The organism is Mesorhizobium sp. P3_A10 (genome assembly GCF_056403175.1).
In genome coordinates this window covers 1,004,172-1,022,569 of the sequence record NZ_JBFUFZ010000002.1, presented here as the reverse complement: position 1 = coordinate 1,022,569, position 18,398 = coordinate 1,004,172, and the positions used below count along the sequence as shown (strand labels likewise).

The window sequence follows — 18,398 nt, the reverse complement described above, 5'->3', positions numbered from 1 at the left end:
CCGAGTCTCATTTTCCAGTCGGGTCGATTACTGCGCCCAGGCTTTCCAGTCGGCTTCGTGGGCTGCGATCCAGGCGGCGGCGACGTCTTCCGGCGTCTTGCCGTCGAGATCGATCTCGCCGCTCATCTTGTTGAGCTCATCGGTGTCGACCGTGAAGGCTTTCGCCACCTTGTAGGCGACCGGCCACTTGTCCTTCATGCCGGACCACGAATATTTCCAGATCTCGCCATGCGGTTTGCCGCAGTCATATTTGGCGTCGGGGTTCACGCCCCATTTCGGGTCGTTGTAGCACTCGGGTGTGTATTCGGGGAATTGTACCCATTCGCCCTTGTACTTGGCCGGCGCCCAATGCGGCGAATAGATCCACAGCATGATCGGCGCCTTGCGCTGATAGGCGGAGTCCAGTTCGGCGAACATCGCCGCATCGGTGCCGGCATGGATGACGGTGAAGGGCAGTTTCAACGCCTCGACGCGCTCGTCGTCAAAGCCTTCCCAGGTCACCGGGCCGCCGAGATAGCGGCCCTTCGGGGCCGTCTCAGCCGTCGAGAACGACGCCGCGCATGTCGCGTCGAGCAGTGCATGCCAGTCTGGCAAGGTCGGGCATTTTTCCTTCATGTATTCGGGAAACCACCATTCTTCCTTGGCCTTCGGCCCGAGCTTGCCGAGGCGCTCCGTCTGTCCGGTCGCGTCGGAAGCCTTCATGGCTTCGCCGGCCGTCGTATCCCAGAATTCCAGTCCGACATCGAGATCGCCATTGGTCAGGCCGGTGGTCAGGCTGGAGAGATAGTCGGCGGTCGGGTATTCGACGGTGTAGCCGAGCTTTTCGAGAATGCCGCCGAGGATCTTGGCGTTCAGATTAACGCTGGTCCAGTCGAACAGCGCGATCTTGATTGGGTCGTTGGATTCAGGCGCGGCCGCCTGGGCCGAACTTGTCAGTGCGCTTGCCGCGGCAAGTGCGAAGGCTCCCATTGATAGTCTCGAAATCACACTCCGAAATGACATGCTTGTTCTCCTGTCAAACCACGTGGAAGTTCTCAGTCGTTCCCTTCTTGCGTCTTTTCTTGATTGTGTTGGGAAAGCTCGTCGTTGCGCAAGGCCGTTGGCACCACAAAGCTGCCGGTGCTGATGCCGGCGCAGAGGGCTTGGTGCCCAATTCCGTGAAGATGTCGTGCGGACCGCGTCATGGCTGCCGATGGATTGCTGCGCGAGCAATCATCCGCGGATCGATCGCCGCTCTTGCGGCGCTCTGAGACGTGCGAGCCATCAAGGTCCCATGATCTCGGCTGTCAGCCTGGCAAGCCCCATCTCGCCAAAGCCGTTTCATGGGATGAAATTATATATACCAACGTTCACTTCGCGCAACGCACAATGCCGTCCGTAGCGCGAATTTCGAGCGGCGTTGCCTGGTCCCCGACGCTTCCAGCGTCGGCCCGGGCGGGCTTTGCCTACGGCGTGAACAGCTTGCTCACGACATGATCAGGCCGCCGTCGACATTGATGGTCTGGCCGGTGATGTAGGTGGCGTCGCTGCTGGCGAGAAAACTGACGAGGCCAGAGACGTCCTCGCCGCTGCCGGCGCGACCCATCGGGATGTTCTTCACCCATTCGGCCATCAACTCGCCGGGCTTGTAGTCACCCATCAACTTGCCCCATGCGGCGTCGTTATAGGCCCACATGTCGGTGTCGATGATGCCCGGGCAGATGGCGTTGACGGTGATCTTTTCCTTGGCCACTTCCTTGGCGAGACTCTGGGTGATGCCGACGACGCCGAACTTCGACGCCGCGTAGTGCGGCGTGTAGATGAAACCTTGCCGTGCCTGGCCCGACGCGGTGTTGATCAGCCGGCCGCCGTCGCCATGCTTGCGGATGCGCGCGATTGCCTCCTGGCAGCACAGGAACACGCCCTTGGTGTTGACCGCCATCACCTTGTCCCATTCGGCCTCGGTCATCGCCTCGATCCTGGCGATGGTGATGACGCCGGCATTCTGCACCGAGATGTCGACGCGGCCGAATTCTCGTTCGGCCAGATCGTAGAGGGCGGCGACCTCATCCTTCTTGGTCACGTCCATGCGCAGCGACGCCACCTTGGCGCCGGCCGCCTTCAGGCTGGCGGCGACCTCGTCGACACGCGGGTCGATGGCGCTGACAACGACCGCAGCACCCTCAGCCGCGAAGCGTTTCGCCATAGCCGCCCCGATGCCGCCGCTGGCGCCGGTGATGACGGCCGTCTTTCCCTCGAAACGCTTCTGCATTTTTCCTCCTACCAACAGACAAAGCCGCCATCGACGATCAGGTCGACGCCGGTGACGAAACTCGAAGCGCGGCTGGCCAGGAACACGGTCGGGCCAACCATCTCTTCCGGCGTTGCCATGCGCCCCATCGGCGTGTCGCGCTCGAAGATCTTCACCTGCTCGGCGACTTCCGGGTGCTTGTTCATCGGCGTCAGCGTGTAGCCGGGGCTGACCACATTGACCCGCAGGCCGCGATCGGCCCATTCCATGGCGAGGCTCTTCGACATGTGGATGACCGCGGCCTTCGACGAATTGTAATGCGCCTGGGTCAGGTCGCGATTGACGATCGAACCCGACATCGAGGCGATGTTGATGATCGAGCCCTTGCGCCGCGTCAGCATCCTGCGCGCCTCGGCCTGGCAGGACAGGAACACGCCGCTGACATTGACGTCGTAGATTTTCTGCCAGGTCTCCAGCGACATCGTCTCGGCCGGTTCGGCCCCGGCAATGCCGGCATTGTTGACGGCGATGGTCAGCGCGCCGAGTTCGTTCTCGGTGCGCTCGATCGCCGCCGCGAGGTCGGCCTCCGAGGTCACCGTGCCAGTCAGCACCAGCGCCTTGCGGCCAAGTGCCGAAATCTTGTGCGCTGTTTCGTCCAGCCCACCCTTGGAGGTGTGGCCGAAACAGACGACATCGGCGCCGGCTTCGGCCAGGCCAATGGCGATCGCTTGCCCGATGCCGCTGCCGGCTCCGGTCACCAGCGCTACGTCTCCATGTAGATCGAATAGTTTCATCGTCGGTCCCTCTGCTCCAACTGCCGGCCACTCGAAATGAAGGGGCGCCAGTCTTTTGCTGGCGCCCCGCGCGGTCCGGTCCTTGGGAGGATATCACCTGCTGCGCTGTGTTCCGATACTTTGCGTCACCCTAACTTGTCGCGAGTTCCATGACGGCGACGTTGCTGGCCTCGCTGCGGTCGAGAATGCCACGCTGGCGGCCACGGCTCAGCACCAGCACGCGGTGCGACAGGCCGAGCACTTCCTCGAGGTCGGAACTCACCACCACCACCGCCATGCCGGAGCGGGCAAGGTCGGCGATGACATCGTAGATCGCCGCGCGCGCACCGACATCGATGCCGCGCGTCGGCTCATCCAGGATGAACACCTTGGGCGGACGCGACACCCATTTGGCGATGATCACCTTCTGCTGGTTGCCACCGGAAAGCTTGCTGACCGCTTGGCCAGGCTTGCCTTTGACGCCGAGCCGGGCGATGCCGGCCTCGGCGAATTTCTGCACCGCCTTGGGAAACACCCAGCCATTCGGCGCCACATGGTCGAAATTGCCGAACGCCAGATTCTCGCCGATGGTCTGGTCGAGCACGACGCCTTGTGCCTTGCGGTCCTCCGGCACCAGCACGACGCCGGCCTTGATTGCCGCCGCCGGTCCGCTGAGATGCACCGTTTGGCCGGCAACGCGCACCGAGCCCGACGAGATCGGATCGGCACCGGCGATCGCCCGCACCAGTTCGGTGCGCCCGGCGCCGATCAGCCCGGCGATGCCGAGGATCTCACCTGACTTCACCGAGAAGGAGACGTTGTTGAAGCTGCGTTCGGGCGAGGACAGGTTCTCGACTTCGAGCAGCGTGTCCGCTCCCGGCGGTGACAGTGGCGGAAACATCCGCTCGACCGAGCGGCCGACCATCTGCTCGACCACGGTGCGCACCGGAATATCGGCGCGCTCATGCCGGGCGACGATGCGTCCGTCGCGCATCACCACCACGCGGTCGGCTATCTGGGCGATCTCGTCCAGCCGGTGGCTGATATAGATGAAGGACATGCCTTCGGCCTTGAGCTTGCGGATCTGCTGGAACAAAAGCTCCGTTTCCTCGCCGCCAAGGGCTGCGGTCGGCTCGTCGAGGATCAGGAGTTCGGCATTCAGTGTCAGCGCCTTGGCGATCTCGACCTGTTGCTGGGCGGCGATGCGCAGCGTGCGCACCTTGCGCTCCGGCGAGACGTCGAGACCGAGGCGCTTGAGCTGTGCAGAGGCCTGCGCGTTCATGGCCGCACGGTCGATGCGGCCACCGCGCATCGGCAGGCGCCCGACATAGACGTTCTCGGCCACCGAAAGGTCCGGCAGCAGCTTCAGCTCCTGGTGGATCATGCCGACGCCGGCCTCGATGGCCGCGGCGGGGGATGCGGGGGAATAGGGTTTCCCCCGCCAGGTGATGGTGCCGGCATCGGGTTTGGTCGATCCGGCAATGATGTTGGAGACGGTCGACTTGCCGGCGCCATTTTCGCCAAGCAGCGCCACGACCTCGCCCGGCTGCACCTCGAAGCTTGCATCAGCCAGGACCTGCACCGGTCCGTAGCTCTTGCAGAGGCCATGGACGATAAGCCCGTTGTGCGGGCTTTCGCTGAGGCGTGGGTCAGGAGACATCGTTGCGCTCGTCAACTCTCAAGTCTCAAGGATGCTTGGCGATGAACTGCTCGACATTGTCCTTGGTGGTCAGCGTCGCGTCCTGCAGATCTTCGGCGGGGACTTTCTCGCCGGCCACCAGCTTGATCGCCGCATCGACGGCGAGCCGGCCCATGCCTTGCGTCTGCTGCGTCGCGGTGACGTCGAAGACGCCGTCCTTCAGCGCCTTCAGCGCCGCCACGTCGCCGTCGAAGCCTGCAACCCAGACCTTGTGGCCGGGATTGGCGACCTTGACGGCCTGTGCCGCGCCGAGCGCCAGCGCATCGGCCTGACCGATGACGATCGAGACGTCGGGATGCGCCTGCAACAGGTCCTGCGTCAGCTTGAAGCCCTCGTCCTGGTGCCAGCCTTCGCTCCACAGCTCGCCGACCACCTTGATATCGGGGTAGCCCTTGAGCGCTTCGCCGCAGCCCTTCGAGCGGTCGACTTCCGGCGTCGTGCCCTTCTGGCCGTGGATGATGATCAACTCGCCCTTGCCGCCGGCCTGCTTGGCGATGTAGTCGCAAACCGCCTGGGCCGAGGCGACGCTGTTGGTGGCGATGAAAGTGTCGCCCGGTGCGCCGTCGGCGTTGCGGTCGACATTGATGACCGGAATGCCGGCAGCCTTGGCGGTCTTGGTCGGTACCGTGGCGGCGGTGGCGCCGGCCGGAATGTAGATCAGCGCATCGATGTTCTGCGTGATCAGGTCCTGCACCTGGCTGACCTGCGTTGCCGAATCGCCCTTGGCGTCGACGGTGACGATATCGATGCCCTTTTCCTTGCCGTAGGCTTCGACGGACTGCTTGATCTGGTTGAAGAAGTCGGCCTGCAGATTGGCGACGGCCAGGCCGAGCTTCTTGGCGTCCTTGGCCGAAGCCATGTCGGTGAGGCCGAGCAGCGGGATGACGGCCGCGGCGGCGAGCAAGAGTGAACGTTTGGTCAGCATGTTATTCCTCCGTTGATAAGGTCAATCAGTTCTGCCGGCGCAGCCTCGCGCCCTTGGCCGAACACTCCCAGTTTCGGATCAACCGATCCGTATTCCGCCCGAAGATCGGGCGAATCTCATTGCGTCCTTCGCCGCCAGGTGTCGGTGGCCACTGCCAGCGCGATCACCACGCCGATCACCACCTGCTGGATGAAAGGCGAGACGCCGAGCAGGTTCAGGCCGTTGCGCAAAACGCCGATGATGAGGACGCCGACCACGGTGCCGCCGATCGAGCCGACGCCGCCCGACAGGCTGGCGCCGCCGATCACCACCGCGGCGATCGTGTCCAGTTCGTAGCCGAGGCCGGAGCTCGGCTGCACCGAATCGAGCCGCGCGGCGAGCACGATGCCGGCGAGACCGGCGAGCACGCCGCAGATCACGTAGACCCAGTTGGTCAGCGACTTGACCGGTATGCCGGAGAGCCGGGCGACCTCGGCGCTGCCGCCGATGGCGTAGAGGCTGCGGCCGGTGGCGCGGTAGTTGAGGAAGATGGCGAAGATGATCGACAGCACGATCATCAACCCGACGGTGACAGACAGGAAACCGAAATGGCGGATGATCGACAGGTTGGTGAACCAGTCGGGAAAGCCGACGATCTGCGAGCCGTCGGTGATCATGTTGGCGAGGCCACGCGCCACCGACATCATCGCCAGCGTCGCAATGAAGGGCGGCAGCCTGGTGATGGTCACCAGCATGCCGGAAACCAGCCCGCAAAGGCCGGCGACGATGAGGGCCGCGACGACACCCGCCGCAAGGCCGAGATTGAGATAGTCGGGATGGGCGACATAGCCCATCACCATGGCGGCGAGCGCCAGCACCGAGCCGACCGACAGGTCTATGCCGCCGATCAGGATCACCAGCGTCATGCCGATCGCCATGATGCCGAGCACGGTGATCTGGTCGAGCACGTTGAGGATGTTGCGCATGGTCAGGAACGTGTCGGTGGTCAGCGTCAGCGCCAGGCACAAAAGCAGCAGTCCGATCAGCGGTCCCATGGTTCCGGCAAACAGCGCCGAAAGCCTGGCGCCCGCCGCGGCCTGCGCACCGGTGCCGGCTTTCAACTCGCTTGTGTCGTTGCTCACAGCCAATTCGTCTCCTCCACCAGCAAAACGGCGATGCCTCGCCATCCGCTCTTGTTCACCAAGCCCCTCCCTCGTGAACAATTTATCTTTGATATGCAACTTTGTTCAGCTAAACCGGTCGTCGGAAAATTGTCAAGGCCTGCCGCTTCATTCGACGCTGGTTTGCGCTGCAGTTCGGTTTGGCTTACGAAAGGGCGCGGAATGTCGAGTTTTAAGTGCGGATTTTCTCTATTGATCATTTTAGCCGGCTGAACAGCGGCAGGCGGCCAAGACAAAGTAAATGTTGACTATTTCGGTTTTCATTTCGCGCGACGATATGTCGAGGGACGCCAGGCGGCTGCTCCGTTTGCAAATGCCGGTTGAAAAGCATCGGGCCGCTACGCACGGCCGCGGGAGGACAAAAAGATGGCGGTGATGGAGAACGAGAAGACCTCGCGCTTCCCGGACGCCGAGCTCAAGGCACGGGCGGCCTGGCACTATTATGTCGAGGGCCTGACGCAGGAGCGTATTTCCGAGATCCTCGGCATCGGCCGCATCAAGGTGCATCGCATTCTGTCCGCCGCCCGTGAGGAGGGCATAGTCCAGTTCCGCATTCGCGACACAGTCGTCGAATGCGTGGTTCTGGAGGAGAACCTGAAGCAGCGTTTTGGCCTCAGCCAGGCCGTCGTGGTGCCCTCGGCCGCCGACAGGAGTAACGCGCCGCTGATGATCGGCCATGCCGCTGCTACCTACCTCGCCGACAATGTGAACATTGGCGACGTCATTGCGCTCGGCTGGGGCCGGACGCTGAAATTCGCGATCAAGGAACTGCCGCGGCGGCCGATCGCCAGGACGACGGTGGTGTCGATGCTGGGCGGTCTCACCCATGCGCAGCCGCTCAACCCGACCGAAAGCGCATGGGAGTTCGCCGAAAAGATCGGTGCGGAGTGTTTCCTGCTGCCGGTGCCGGTCTATGCCGACAGGCCGGAGCAGCGCGACGCCTTCATGAGCCAGCGCAGCGTTCAGGACGTCGTCTTTCGTGCGCGCCGGGCAAACATCGCCGTGCTCAGTGTCGGCTCGTTTTCCAATGAGAGCCCGATTGCCAATTACGGCTTCATCAAGCCCAGCGAGCTCGAGGAATTGCAGGCCGCCGGCGCCGTTGGCGATATCCTGTGCCATTTCGTCGACGCCGAGGGCCGTCCGGTCGATCACGAAGTCAATCGGCGGGTCTGTGCCTATCCGCTGCAGGATCTGTCGGAAATTCCCAACACCATCCTGGTTTCGGGCGGCCAGGAAAAAATCGCCGTCATGCGGGCAGCACTCGCCAGCAACAAGATTTCGGTGCTGATCACCGACGAGGATGCGGCCAAGGGCCTGCTCAACGGTTGAGCAATTCCCGGAAAAGCGCGGAGCGGTTTTCCGTCCGAAATGGCGCAAAGACAGATTCAGCCAATCAGAACTCGCAGACCTTGGGGCGCTTCTCGTAAGACCAGTCTTTCAGCAGTACGGGCTTGAAATTTCCCTTGATCGGCCTGCTGGCTTCCAGATCCTTGGAGACGGTGCCCTTGCCGGTGAGATAATTGATGTCGCAGTCGCCCTGCTTCGTCTCGACGGTGTCATCGGACGTTCGGATACCCCAGTGCCAGCTGCGGCTGTAGCCGCCGACCAGGAAGCTGCCGTGGCGATAGACGATGGTCAGCGTCTCTTCGGTCGATTTGGTGGCGCCGCAGCCGAAGCAGGAGGTGATCGCCAGCGATCCCTTGCCCTTGGCTTCGAGATCGACGACCCGGTCCTCGGTCAGCGCTTTCCTGACGAAATCGGGCTTTCGCGAGGGGCCGGGCTTTTCCTCGCCCATCGCCAGATAGATGTAGAGGTCGGCCGAACCGGTATCGTCCTGCATCACCACGGCGCGGTCCATCTTGCCGTCTCGGTCGATGTCGAGCTTGAGCTCGAATGCCGGCGCGTCGCCGGCAAGCGCCGATGTCGTCACTGTCGCCAGGGCGACAAGCCAGGCCGCAAGATGCAATGCTGTCTTCATGAGCAATCGTCCGCCGCGCTCCACAACCTAGCACGGCGAGGCCGGACGCAAAACCGCCGCTCGATTTAGGCCGCGCCCAGCCGCGCGTGGATGTCGCGCGTCGCATGATAGAGGTCGCGATAGATTGCTTTGCGCGCCCGATAGGTTGGTACCAGCGCTTCGACAGGATCAACTTGCCTTGCCGGCGCAGCGGCCATTGCCTTGGCCGCCTCTTCCGGCGAAGCAAACCAGCCGATTGCCGAGGCCGCCAGCATGGCGGCACCGAGCGCTGCTGCCTCGTTGACCGGCGAGATCGAGATCGGCCGTTCGAGCACGCTGGCCATGATCGCCATCAGCAGCGCTGAGTTGGTGCCGCCGCCGGCGGCGATCATCGCCGTCGGCTTGCCGCCGGTCTGTGCTTCCATCGCCTCGGTGGCGATGGCTTGCTCGAAAGCGATGCCTTCTAGCGTCGCGCGGAACAGATGCGCAGGTTGGTGATCGAGCGACAGGCCGACAATGGCGCCGCGCGCAGCACCATCCCAGTAGGGGCTCATCACGCCGGCCCAATAGGGCATGACCAGCAGCCCGTCGCTGCCGGCGGCAATTTTCACGGCTGCCTTCTCCAGCACTGCTGCGGATGGCGAGCCGGTGGTGCGAATGATCCAGTCGACCAGCTGCATGCCCGAGCGCAGCACGGTTTCCAGCATGAATCCCGAGCCGGTCGGCGAGACCAGCGTGCGAAATGCATCCGAGGTGGTGACGGTGCTGGAATGGCAGCCGCTGACGACGCCGGAACCAAGCGAAAGATAGGTCTTGCCCTCGCCATGGACGCCCATGCCGAGCCCCATCGCCTGGCCGTCACCGGCGCCGGCGACAACAGGCGTGCCGGCCTTCAGCCCGGTCAGTCGTGCCACGCTTTCTCCAAGGCCGCCGCAGACGGCGCCCGGCGCCACAAGTTCCGGCAACTGCTCTGGCCGCAGACCGGCTGCCGCGACAAGCTTGGGATGCCAAGTGCCATTCTCGATGGCGAGAAGCCCGAGCGGGTCGGCACTTGCGGTGCTGGTAACCAGCCGTCCGGTCAACCGGTGGACGAAGAAGCCGTGCACGTCGACAAGCGCCGCTGCCTGGTTGAGCGCCTGCGGCTGGTGTTCGGCCAGCCAGGCGATGGCATAAAGCGCCGGCGTCGGGTCCGGCGGCTTGCCGCTCCAGTCGCGGATGGCCTCGCGACCGAGTTCGGCCGAGAGCCTCGCGACCTGAGGGCGGGCGCGCTCATCGAGCCACAGTATGGCGGGAATGAGCGGCTTGCCGGCATGGCCGATCAGCGTGAAGGTCTCGCGCTGGTGGGCGATGGAGATGGCCGCCACCCGGGAATCGCCAACCGCCTCGGTCACCTGCCTCAGCGCGCCAAGCAGCGCTGTCCACCAATGTTCGGCGTCCTGCTCGAAATGGCCGGGCCGGGGATTGGCGAGCGGATAGGCCTCGCGTGCCTGGAACAATTCTTCGCCGTCGCGCGTGAAAGCGATCGCCTTCACGGCCGTCGTCGAGGCGTCGATCCCGATTACGACATCGTCCATCAGGTGGAAATCCGGCGGCGTCAGGCGGCGTTGGTCACGAACCGCCCGTCCGACTGGTCGAGACGGCGGCGAATCTGGGTTATCACCATCGAATCGTCGGGTACACAATTTTCATAGGTCAGGAATTCACCGGTCTTGACCGGCTTGACCACCTTGGCGCGTTCGGCGAGGCCGAGCGGCAGCGCGCCCTTGGCACGTGCGTCCTCCCAGGTCATGGCGAAGCCGCGATAGTCGTTCTCGCCGATCATGCCGAGCGACTGTCCCTGGCCAAGATCGCTCTTGGCGACCGCCACCGCCTCGGCCACCGGATGGTCGAGCGGCTCCATGTCGGCGCGCTTGTAGACAACGGCACGCGCCGCCGACAGCGGCACTTCCAGGCTGGTCAGATGATAGGGGCGGAAGATCGTGAAATACGGACCCTTGCCGACCTTGAGGTCGACCATGCGCTCCAGCACGCGCGGATGCCTTGTCTCGATGATGCAGAACACGCCGGGCGCCACGCCCTTGCCGATGGAATAGTCGACCACGCCCTTGCGGTGCAGCACGCCGCCATCCTCGCGCGGGCAAAGCACGCTGGCGAGTTCCTCCAGCGTCGCCGTCGGGCCGTGCATGCCGGGCACATCGGGCACCAGGCCGGTGGCGTTGGCGATCGCCACCATCTCGATCGCCGTCTTCGAGCCATCGACGAATTCGACCAGCATGCGCGCATTCATGTTGCGCTCGGCCGCTTCCTTCTCGTAGTCGGCCGGCATGGCGTCGATCTTCAGCGGATTGTTCTTGCCCTTGCCGGCGGCGATGATGTTGAAGCCGAGGCTTCTGGCAAAGCCGATGATCTCCAACGTGCAGGCGGGCTCGTCGCCGGCGGCACCGGTATAGACGACGCCGGCCTTGCGCGCTTCTTCCTTGAGGAAGCGGCCGATGGTGATGTCGGCCTCGACATTGAGCATGACGATGTGCTTGCCGTTCTTCATCACCTCGAGCGCAAACAGCGTGCCGATGTTGGGATTGCCGGTGGCGTCGATGATGACGTCGATGCGGCCGGCCGACGCCAGCGCATGCAAATCTTCGGTCACTGCGATCTTGCCGGCCTCGATGGCGCGATCGATGGCCGAGGCATTGGGCGCATGCACGATGTCGGAACGGTCATGGCCGGCGAGCAGTGCGGCGTCGATCGCGGCTTGCGGCCTGACCTCGGAAATGGCACCGATCCGCATGCCCGGCATCAAGGCGACCTGAACGACGATGTCGGTGCCCATCTGCCCCGCGCCGGCAAGCCCGATGGTGATCGGGCCTTGGCTTTCAGCGCGCTGCAAAAGTTCCGCTGCAAATTGCGGATGGGACATGTCGCTTCCTCCAGTTCCTGACGCGCCGCAGCGTCCAGATCATTATTTGAACATTCCTATTTCTAAAAGAACAATATTTCAACCGGCAATTTGGCAATGGCGGCAGGATTCAAGTCGGGGTTGGACTGTACGCGGTGAATGGAAAGCCTTTGATGCTGGCGGGACAGCGTCCGCCTCTGTCCTGTCGAACATCTCTCCTCAACGGGGAGATCGGCCGTAGCCAGCCGTTGTCGCCAATTTCAGAATTGCAGGATCAGCGGCACATCAAATCTGCCAATCTCCCCCCTTGAGGGGGAGATGGCCGGCAGGCCAGAGGGGGGCGCGACAGAGCGCTACGGCCCGCCTGTTTGCGGAAGGCAACCGCGCCTTCGGCATGGCCGATTGAGTCGAAAAGACGCTCAGGCCGGCTCCGCTTGCACCATTTGCTTCTGCAATCTCGCCAGTTCCGCATAGGGAATATGGCAGCGGATCGTGTGGCCGGGCTCAGCCTCGGCCAGCGGCGGTTCCTGCTGCTCGCAGATCGCGCCGATCTTGCGCGGGCAGCGCGTGTGGAACACGCAGCCCGATGGCGGATGGGTGGCGCTGGGGATTTCACCGTCGAGGCGAATGCGCGACGTCTCCGTCTGGTCGAGCTTGGGCACCGCCGACAGCAGTGCTTCCGTATAGGGGTGATGCGGGCCGGCAAAGACATTTTCGGAAGGGCCGAGTTCCATGATGCGGCCGAGATAGAGCACGGCGATCTGGTCGGAGAGGTAACGCACCACTGCAAGATCATGCGAGATGAAGATGTAGCTGACATCTTCCTTCGACTGCAGGTCGGCGAGCAAATTGAGGATCGCCGCCTGCACCGACACGTCGAGCGCCGAAGTCGGCTCGTCGCAGACGACGATGCGCGGCTCGCCGGCGAAGGCGCGGGCAATGGCGACGCGCTGCTTCAGCCCGCCTGAGAGCTGGCGCGGTTTGACGGCAAGGTGCCGGTCGGTAAGCCGCACTGAACGGACGAGTTCATCGAGGCGAGCCTGCAATGCCGCGCCGCTCAAGCCCGCCAGCCGCTTCAGCGCCCGGCTGATCAGATGGCGGATCGAATGCGAGCGGTTGAGCGCCGAATCCGGGTTCTGGAAGACGATCTGCATCGCTTTGATCTGGTCGGCGGTGCGGCTGTCCAGACGCGGCGCCAGCGGCTTGCCCTCGAGTTCGATCCTGCCGCCCTCGTCCGGCGGCACCAGGCCGAGCAGCAGCCTGGCGAAGGTGGTCTTGCCGCTGCCGGATTCGCCGACCAGGCCGAGCGTTTCGCCGGGCCTCAGGCTGACCGAAACATCCTTCACCGCCCGCAGCGCATGGCCATGGCTGGCATAGGTCTTGTTCACCCCTTCGACGCGCAATACGGGTTCGGCGGCAGCCTTCGGCGCGGCGGCAGCCGCATCGCTCGGTGTGGCGCGCGGCAGCGATTGCGCCTGTTCGTGATAGTGGCAGCGCGACAGCCGGCCGCCGAGATCGTAGAGCGGTGGCAATTCTGAGCGGCAGCGGTCTGTCGCCAGCGCGCAGCGATCGGCGAAGGCGCAGCCCTTGATGGCGGCGCCGAGGCTGGGCAGGAAGCCCGGAATGGTGTCGAGACGGCCCTGATCCTTGCGCTGGCCGCCGCGCGGCAGGCAGCGCAGCAGCGCCACCGTGTAGGGATGGCGCGGATCGTTGAACACGGCCTCCGTCGGCCCTTCCTCGACCAGCATGCCCGCATAAAGGACGCCAACCCGGTCGCACATGTTGGAGACGACGGCGAGGTTGTGGCTGATGAACAGGATCGAGGCCGACAGTTCTTGGCGCAACTGCGCGATCAGGTCGAGCACTTCGGCTTCCACCGTCGCGTCGAGGCCGGTCGTCGGCTCGTCTAGGATCAGCATGGTCGGGTCGTTGGCCAGCGCCATGGCGATCGCCACACGCTGCTGCATGCCGCCCGACAGCTGGTGCGGATAGCGCTGCATGACGCTGACCGGATCGGAAATCCGCACCCGGTTCAACATGGCGATTGCCTTGTCGGTGGCAGCCTGTCCCGTAACGCCGCCGAGCTCAAAAATCTCGGTCAGCTGGCGGCCGATGCGGATCGACGGGTTCAGCGCCTTGCCGGGATCCTGATAGACCATCGACACGCTTTCCGCGCGGGCGCGCCTGAGCGCCTCGGCGTCGAGCTTCATCACGTCCTGGCCGTCGAGCGAGATCGCGCCGCCGGTGATCGAGCCATTGCGCGGGAGGTAGCGAACGACGGTGAGTGCCACCGTCGATTTGCCGCAGCCGGATTCGCCGACCAGCCCATAGGCTTCGCCTTGGCCGATGGTCAGGCTGAGGTTGCGCAGCACCGCGCGGTTGCGGCCGCCGACACGGTAGGCGACGGAGAGGTCGGAGAGTTCGAGCGCGTTGGCGGCCTTCTCAGTCATTGAGCGCCCCTTGCACGCCGTCGGTCACCAGATTGACACCGATGACCAGCGAGGCGATGGCGAGCGCATCGAACAGCACCGTCCACCAGAAGCCGCCGCCGATCATGCCGTAATTGCTGGAGATCGAGAGCCCCCAGTCGGGCGAGGGCGGCTGGATGCCAAAACCCATGAAGCTCAGCGTGGCGACGGCGAAGATCGCATAGCCGAGGCGCACCGTCGTTTCGACCAGGATCGGTGGAACGACATTCGGCAGGATCTCGACGAACATCGCGTGCAGCGCGCTTTCGTGCCTGAGCTGTGCGGCGGCGACATAGTCGAGTTCGCGTTCGGCCAACACCGCCGAGCGCACCGTGCGGGCGATGATCGGCGCGAAGCTGAGGCCGATGACGACGATGACCGTGGTCTTGGACGTCCCGAGCGCGACGATGGCAAGCAGCGCGACGATGACCACCGGGATCGCCATGAAGGCTTCGAGGATGCGGCTGATGATGTCGTCGACGATGCCTCTGAAATAGCCGGTGAACAGGCCGAGTGCCGTGCCTGCTATCGTGGCCAGCAAGGTCGCCAATGGCGCGACCGTCAGGATGTCGCGCGAGCCGACGATGACGCGCGAGAACACGTCGCGGCCGATCTGGTCGGTGCCGAACCAGTGCTCGGCCGAAGGCGGCGCCAGTGCGTTGATGATGTCGTCGGCCAGCGGATCGTAGGGCGCGAAATGCTCGCCGAACAGCGCGCAGGCGACCCAGAACAGTACGATGACAAGGCCGGTGAGGAACGTGCCGGAGCGCAGCAGCGAAAAGAAAACTTCGGCCATGGGTCCGCGCCGGCTGGTGTCGTCGGGCGTCGGTAGGCTGGTCTCGGTGGCGCTCATTGGTCTGTCCCCAGCCGGATCCGCGGATTGAGCACGGAATAGAGAAAATCGGCGGCGAGTGTCGCCACCGCATAGACGATGCCGATGGTCAGGATGCCGGCTTCGAGGATCGGAAAATCCTTGCCGCGCGCGGCGGTGAAGATCAGCGAGCCGATGCCCTGGTAGCGAAACAGCGTTTCGATGACGACGAGGCCGCCGATCAGATAGCCGGTCTGTGTCGCAATGACGGTGATGGTCGGCAGCAGCGCATTGCGCAGCACATGCCGCCAGATCACGGTGCGCCACGGTAGGCCCTTGAGCACGGCGGTTCTGGTGTAGTCGGAATCGAGCGCCTCAATCATGCCGGAGCGCGCCATGCGGGCGATGTAGCCGAACAGCACCAGGAACAGCGGCAGCGAAGGCAGGATCAGGTAGTAGAGCTGGGTGAAGAAGCCGGAATTGGGCGGCCATGCGGCGGAAATCGGCAGCCAGCGCAGCCAGACTCCGAAAATCAGGATCAGGATGATGCCGGTGACGAATTCCGGCAGAACCGTCACCGACAGGCCGCCGAGGCTGATGATGCGGTCGAGCGGCCGGTTGAGATTGAGCGCCGCGATGACGCCACCGAGAATGCCGATCGGCACCACCAGCACGAAGGCAACCGCCGCCAGTTTCATCGAATTGCCCAGCGCATCGATGACGAAGGGCGCCACCGGCGAGCGGAAAATATAGGACGTGCCCATGTCACCCTGGATGAAGTTCCAGATCCAGCTGCCGTATTGGGTGAGCAGCGGACGGTCGACGCCGAGCGTGTGATTGAGCGTGTCGACGGCGCGCTGGTCGGCAAACGGCCCCAATATGGCGCGCCCGACATTTCCGGGCAGCACCTGGCCGCCCAGAAACACCATTACGCTGAGCAGGAACAGCGTGACGAGCGACAGAAAAACACGCCGGACGAGAAAGGAGAAAATGGCATCGACTCCTTATGAAGCACCCTTTGGCTCGGGCATGCCGGACACGTCGGGTAAACTCACTGTGACAGGTGGATCGAATGCTGTCACCGGCGGGACAGCTTGCGTAAATCGCGACACCTGAACCAGCGTCGAATTGCATGTCGGCGATTGGGCGAGGCGCGACGTACCTCGGTCGGCTGTCAGGACATTCGGATTGCCATGTTTTTCCAGACTGCCCGATTGTCCTGGCTCTGAAGGGTCGAACCATGCCCCGGTAGGCAACTGCACGACGCCAGGGATCAAGCCTTCTGTCAGCACGGCGCCGGCGAGGCATGCTCCTCGGTCGTTGAAAACGCGGACGATCGCTCCGTCCTCGATGCCGCGCGGCGCGGCATCCACTGGATTTATCCACAACGGCGCGCGGCCCGACACTTTCCCCGCGCGACTGACCGAGCCGTGATCGTATTGGCTGTGGAGTTTGTCGGCTGGCTGCGGTGACAAAAGATGCAGCGGGAACCGGCCAACAAGGTCGCTGCCCAGCCATTCCCGCGGCTCTCGCCACACGGCATGCCCTGGGCAGTCGTCATAGTCGAAGGAATCGATCGTCGAGGAGAACAGCTCTATGCGGCCCGACGGGGTCGCCAGCCGGTGCCGATCCGGATCGGCACGGAAGGAGCCAAGCAATGTCTGCGACGTGACTTGCCGGACGAGCTCGGCATGGCCGTCATGCCAGAAATGGTCGAATGGCGGCATCTCGATCCCGGCGGCGCTCGCATTCTTTCTGGCCTGGTCGTAAAGCAACCGAAGCCATTCGTCGGCCTCACGCCCCTCGGTGAAGGCTTCATGTGTGCCTAGCCGCGCCGACAGGTCGGCGAAGATGCGATAATCGTCGCGTGCCTCCCCGACCGGGTCGATCGCCTGTTTCATGGCGACCACGTGGTTTTCGCGGTTTGAAAAGGCGAGATCGTTTCGCTCCAGCGGTGTGGTGACCGGCAGCACGATGTCGGCGTGGCGCGCTGTTGCTGTCCAGAAGGGTTCGTGAACGATGATCGTCTGCGGACGTTGCCACGCCTCGACGAGGCGGTTCAGATCCTGGTGATGGTGGAAAGGATTGCCGCCGGCCCAGTAGACGAGCCTGATGTCAGGATAGGACATGGCGGCGCCGTTGAATTCGAAAGCGCCGCCTGGGTCGAGCAGCATGTCGGCAACGCGCGCGACGGGTATGAAGTGGGGCACCTCGTTCTTGCCTTGCGGCAGGGACGGCCAGCGAAATCCCATCTCCGGTCTTCCGGCACCGTTTGTCGATGAATAGCCGAAGCCAAATCCGCCGCCCGGCAATCCGATCTGGCCAAGCAGCGCGGCCAGGGTGATTGCCGCCCAATATGGCTGCTCGCCATGGTCGGCACGCTGCAGCGACCAGCTGACCATCAGCATGGTGCGTTTGCCAGCCATTTCCCTGGCCAGTGCGACGATCCTGTCCTCGGCCACGCCGCTCAGGGCGGCAGCCCATTTGGGGCTCTTCGGCTGGCCGTCGGTTTCTCCCATGACATAGGCCCGCACGACTTCGAAGCCGGTGCAGTATCGCGCCAGAAATGGCTCGTCATGACGGTCCTCGCTGATGAGGACATGGCATAGAGCCAGCATCACAGCGGTGTCGCTGTTCGGCCGAAGCGGCAACCATTCGGTCTCGACGCCGCGCGGTGCGTCGTCGCGCACCGGCGAAACATTGATGAGCCGGGCGCCGTTGCCGACAGCTTTGCGCAAGGCCGCCGCCGCCTCGTGTCGCGCTGCGCCGCCACCCTGTATCTGCGCATTGCGCCACGGCAGGCCGCCAAAGGCGACGATCAGCTCGCTATGACGCTCGATGCCGTCCCAGGTGGAATGATTGCCCGTCAGCCCATCGGTCCCGCCAAGCACATGCGGCAGGATGATCTCGGCTGCGCCGTAGGAATAGCTGAGGACCGATCTTGTATAGCCGCCGATGGTGTTGAGGAAACGGTGGACCTGGCTTTGGGCGTGGTGGAATCGCCCCGCACTCGCCCATCCGTAGGACCCGGCATAGATCGCGGCGTTGCCATGCTCGATGCGAACCCGGTCCAGTTCGGCAGCCACGATGTCCAATGCGGTTTCCCAGGGAACTTCGACAAAGGGTTCGCTGCCCCGCCTGCCGTTGGCGTTGGATCTGTCTCCCTCCAGCCAGCCGCGCCTGACGGCGGGGCGGGAAACGCGCAGGTCTCCCTGTACCGTGCCGAGCATCGACCTGCCGATCGGCGACGGATCGGCGTCGCCACTCCATGGTTCGACGCCGACAAGCCTGCCGTTCTCGGCACTGACTTCGTATGTCCCCCAATGCAAGGTGGTGAGCAGGGTTTCGGACTCCATGGGACGCGTCAATGATGGATCGTCCCGCAACGGCGAGGTTCCATGTCAGGCGAGCGCGCCGCGCCTTGCCTGACTGGCCACGAAAGCGCCAGCCCCAACATGGGGCTGGCGGTTGCGGGTGGG

The 18,398-nt window shown here is 63.9% G+C and carries 14 protein-coding genes; 1 reads left to right on the top strand and 13 read right to left on the bottom strand.

All coding sequences use genetic code 11. The annotated features are described in order from the left end of the window. Window positions 1-27: 27 nt before the first annotated feature. The 6 genes from AC1DXU_RS11780 to AC1DXU_RS11755 all read right to left on the bottom strand — a co-directional run bounded on the left by AC1DXU_RS11780 (window position 28) and on the right by AC1DXU_RS11755 (window position 6,754). A complete protein-coding gene (locus tag AC1DXU_RS11780; RefSeq protein WP_477315779.1) occupies window positions 28-1,002 on the bottom strand; it encodes an ABC transporter substrate-binding protein in 975 nt (324 codons plus the stop codon). Between the two features lie 463 nt (window positions 1,003-1,465). Continuing rightward, on the bottom strand, window positions 1,466-2,251 hold the full coding sequence (locus AC1DXU_RS11775; RefSeq protein WP_477368375.1) for an SDR family oxidoreductase: 786 nt from the start codon (window positions 2,249-2,251) through the stop codon (window positions 1,466-1,468). Window positions 2,252-2,259: 8 nt separating this feature from the next. Beyond that, entirely contained in the window at window positions 2,260-3,024 is a 765-nt protein-coding gene (locus tag AC1DXU_RS11770) for an SDR family oxidoreductase (RefSeq protein ID WP_477368373.1), read from the bottom strand. A gap of 130 nt (window positions 3,025-3,154) precedes the next feature. Continuing rightward, entirely contained in the window at window positions 3,155-4,663 is a 1,509-nt protein-coding gene (locus tag AC1DXU_RS11765) for a sugar ABC transporter ATP-binding protein (protein WP_477368371.1), read from the bottom strand. A gap of 25 nt (window positions 4,664-4,688) precedes the next feature. Then, window positions 4,689-5,627 carry a substrate-binding domain-containing protein gene (locus AC1DXU_RS11760; protein WP_477368368.1) on the bottom strand — a complete coding sequence of 313 codons (939 nt, stop codon included), beginning with the start codon at window positions 5,625-5,627 and terminating at the stop codon, window positions 4,689-4,691. Window positions 5,628-5,743: 116 nt separating this feature from the next. Continuing rightward, on the bottom strand, window positions 5,744-6,754 hold the full coding sequence (locus AC1DXU_RS11755) for an ABC transporter permease (RefSeq protein WP_477368365.1): 1,011 nt from the start codon (window positions 6,752-6,754) through the stop codon (window positions 5,744-5,746). A gap of 399 nt (window positions 6,755-7,153) precedes the next feature. On the opposite strand from AC1DXU_RS11755, the gene AC1DXU_RS11750 reads away from it, so the two are divergent. Continuing rightward, window positions 7,154-8,116: a sugar-binding transcriptional regulator gene (locus AC1DXU_RS11750; RefSeq protein WP_477368363.1), complete on the top strand. Its 963-nt coding sequence runs from the start codon at window positions 7,154-7,156 to the stop codon at window positions 8,114-8,116. A gap of 64 nt (window positions 8,117-8,180) precedes the next feature. On the opposite strand, the gene AC1DXU_RS11745 is transcribed toward AC1DXU_RS11750, so the two are convergent. The 7 genes from AC1DXU_RS11745 to AC1DXU_RS11715 form a co-directional block, all read right to left on the bottom strand. Next, a complete protein-coding gene (locus AC1DXU_RS11745; protein WP_477368360.1) occupies window positions 8,181-8,765 on the bottom strand; it encodes a hypothetical protein in 585 nt (194 codons plus the stop codon). A 65-nt stretch (window positions 8,766-8,830) separates the two neighbouring features. Next, complete coding sequence (locus tag AC1DXU_RS11740; RefSeq protein ID WP_477368357.1) at window positions 8,831-10,318, bottom strand: xylulokinase; 1,488 nt, start codon at window positions 10,316-10,318, stop codon at window positions 8,831-8,833. Window positions 10,319-10,338: 20 nt separating this feature from the next. Further along, entirely contained in the window at window positions 10,339-11,661 is a 1,323-nt protein-coding gene (locus tag AC1DXU_RS11735) for an NAD(P)H-dependent oxidoreductase (protein WP_477368354.1), read from the bottom strand. Window positions 11,662-12,059: 398 nt separating this feature from the next. Beyond that, window positions 12,060-14,090: a dipeptide ABC transporter ATP-binding protein gene (locus AC1DXU_RS11730; protein ID WP_477368351.1), complete on the bottom strand. Its 2,031-nt coding sequence runs from the start codon at window positions 14,088-14,090 to the stop codon at window positions 12,060-12,062. Beyond that, the gene (locus AC1DXU_RS11725) at window positions 14,083-14,961 is read right to left on the bottom strand and encodes an ABC transporter permease (RefSeq protein WP_477368348.1); all 879 of its coding nucleotides are present in this window, start codon (window positions 14,959-14,961) and stop codon (window positions 14,083-14,085) included. The genes AC1DXU_RS11730 and AC1DXU_RS11725 overlap by 8 nt, the downstream gene beginning before the upstream one ends. Beyond that, complete coding sequence (locus tag AC1DXU_RS11720; RefSeq protein WP_477368949.1) at window positions 14,958-15,911, bottom strand: ABC transporter permease; 954 nt, start codon at window positions 15,909-15,911, stop codon at window positions 14,958-14,960. Before AC1DXU_RS11720 ends, AC1DXU_RS11725 begins: the two co-directional genes overlap by 4 nt. A 12-nt stretch (window positions 15,912-15,923) precedes the next feature. Then, window positions 15,924-18,275, bottom strand: coding sequence for a molybdopterin guanine dinucleotide-containing S/N-oxide reductase (locus AC1DXU_RS11715; protein WP_477368345.1), 2,352 nt, complete (start codon window positions 18,273-18,275; stop codon window positions 15,924-15,926). Window positions 18,276-18,398: the final 123 nt, after the last annotated feature.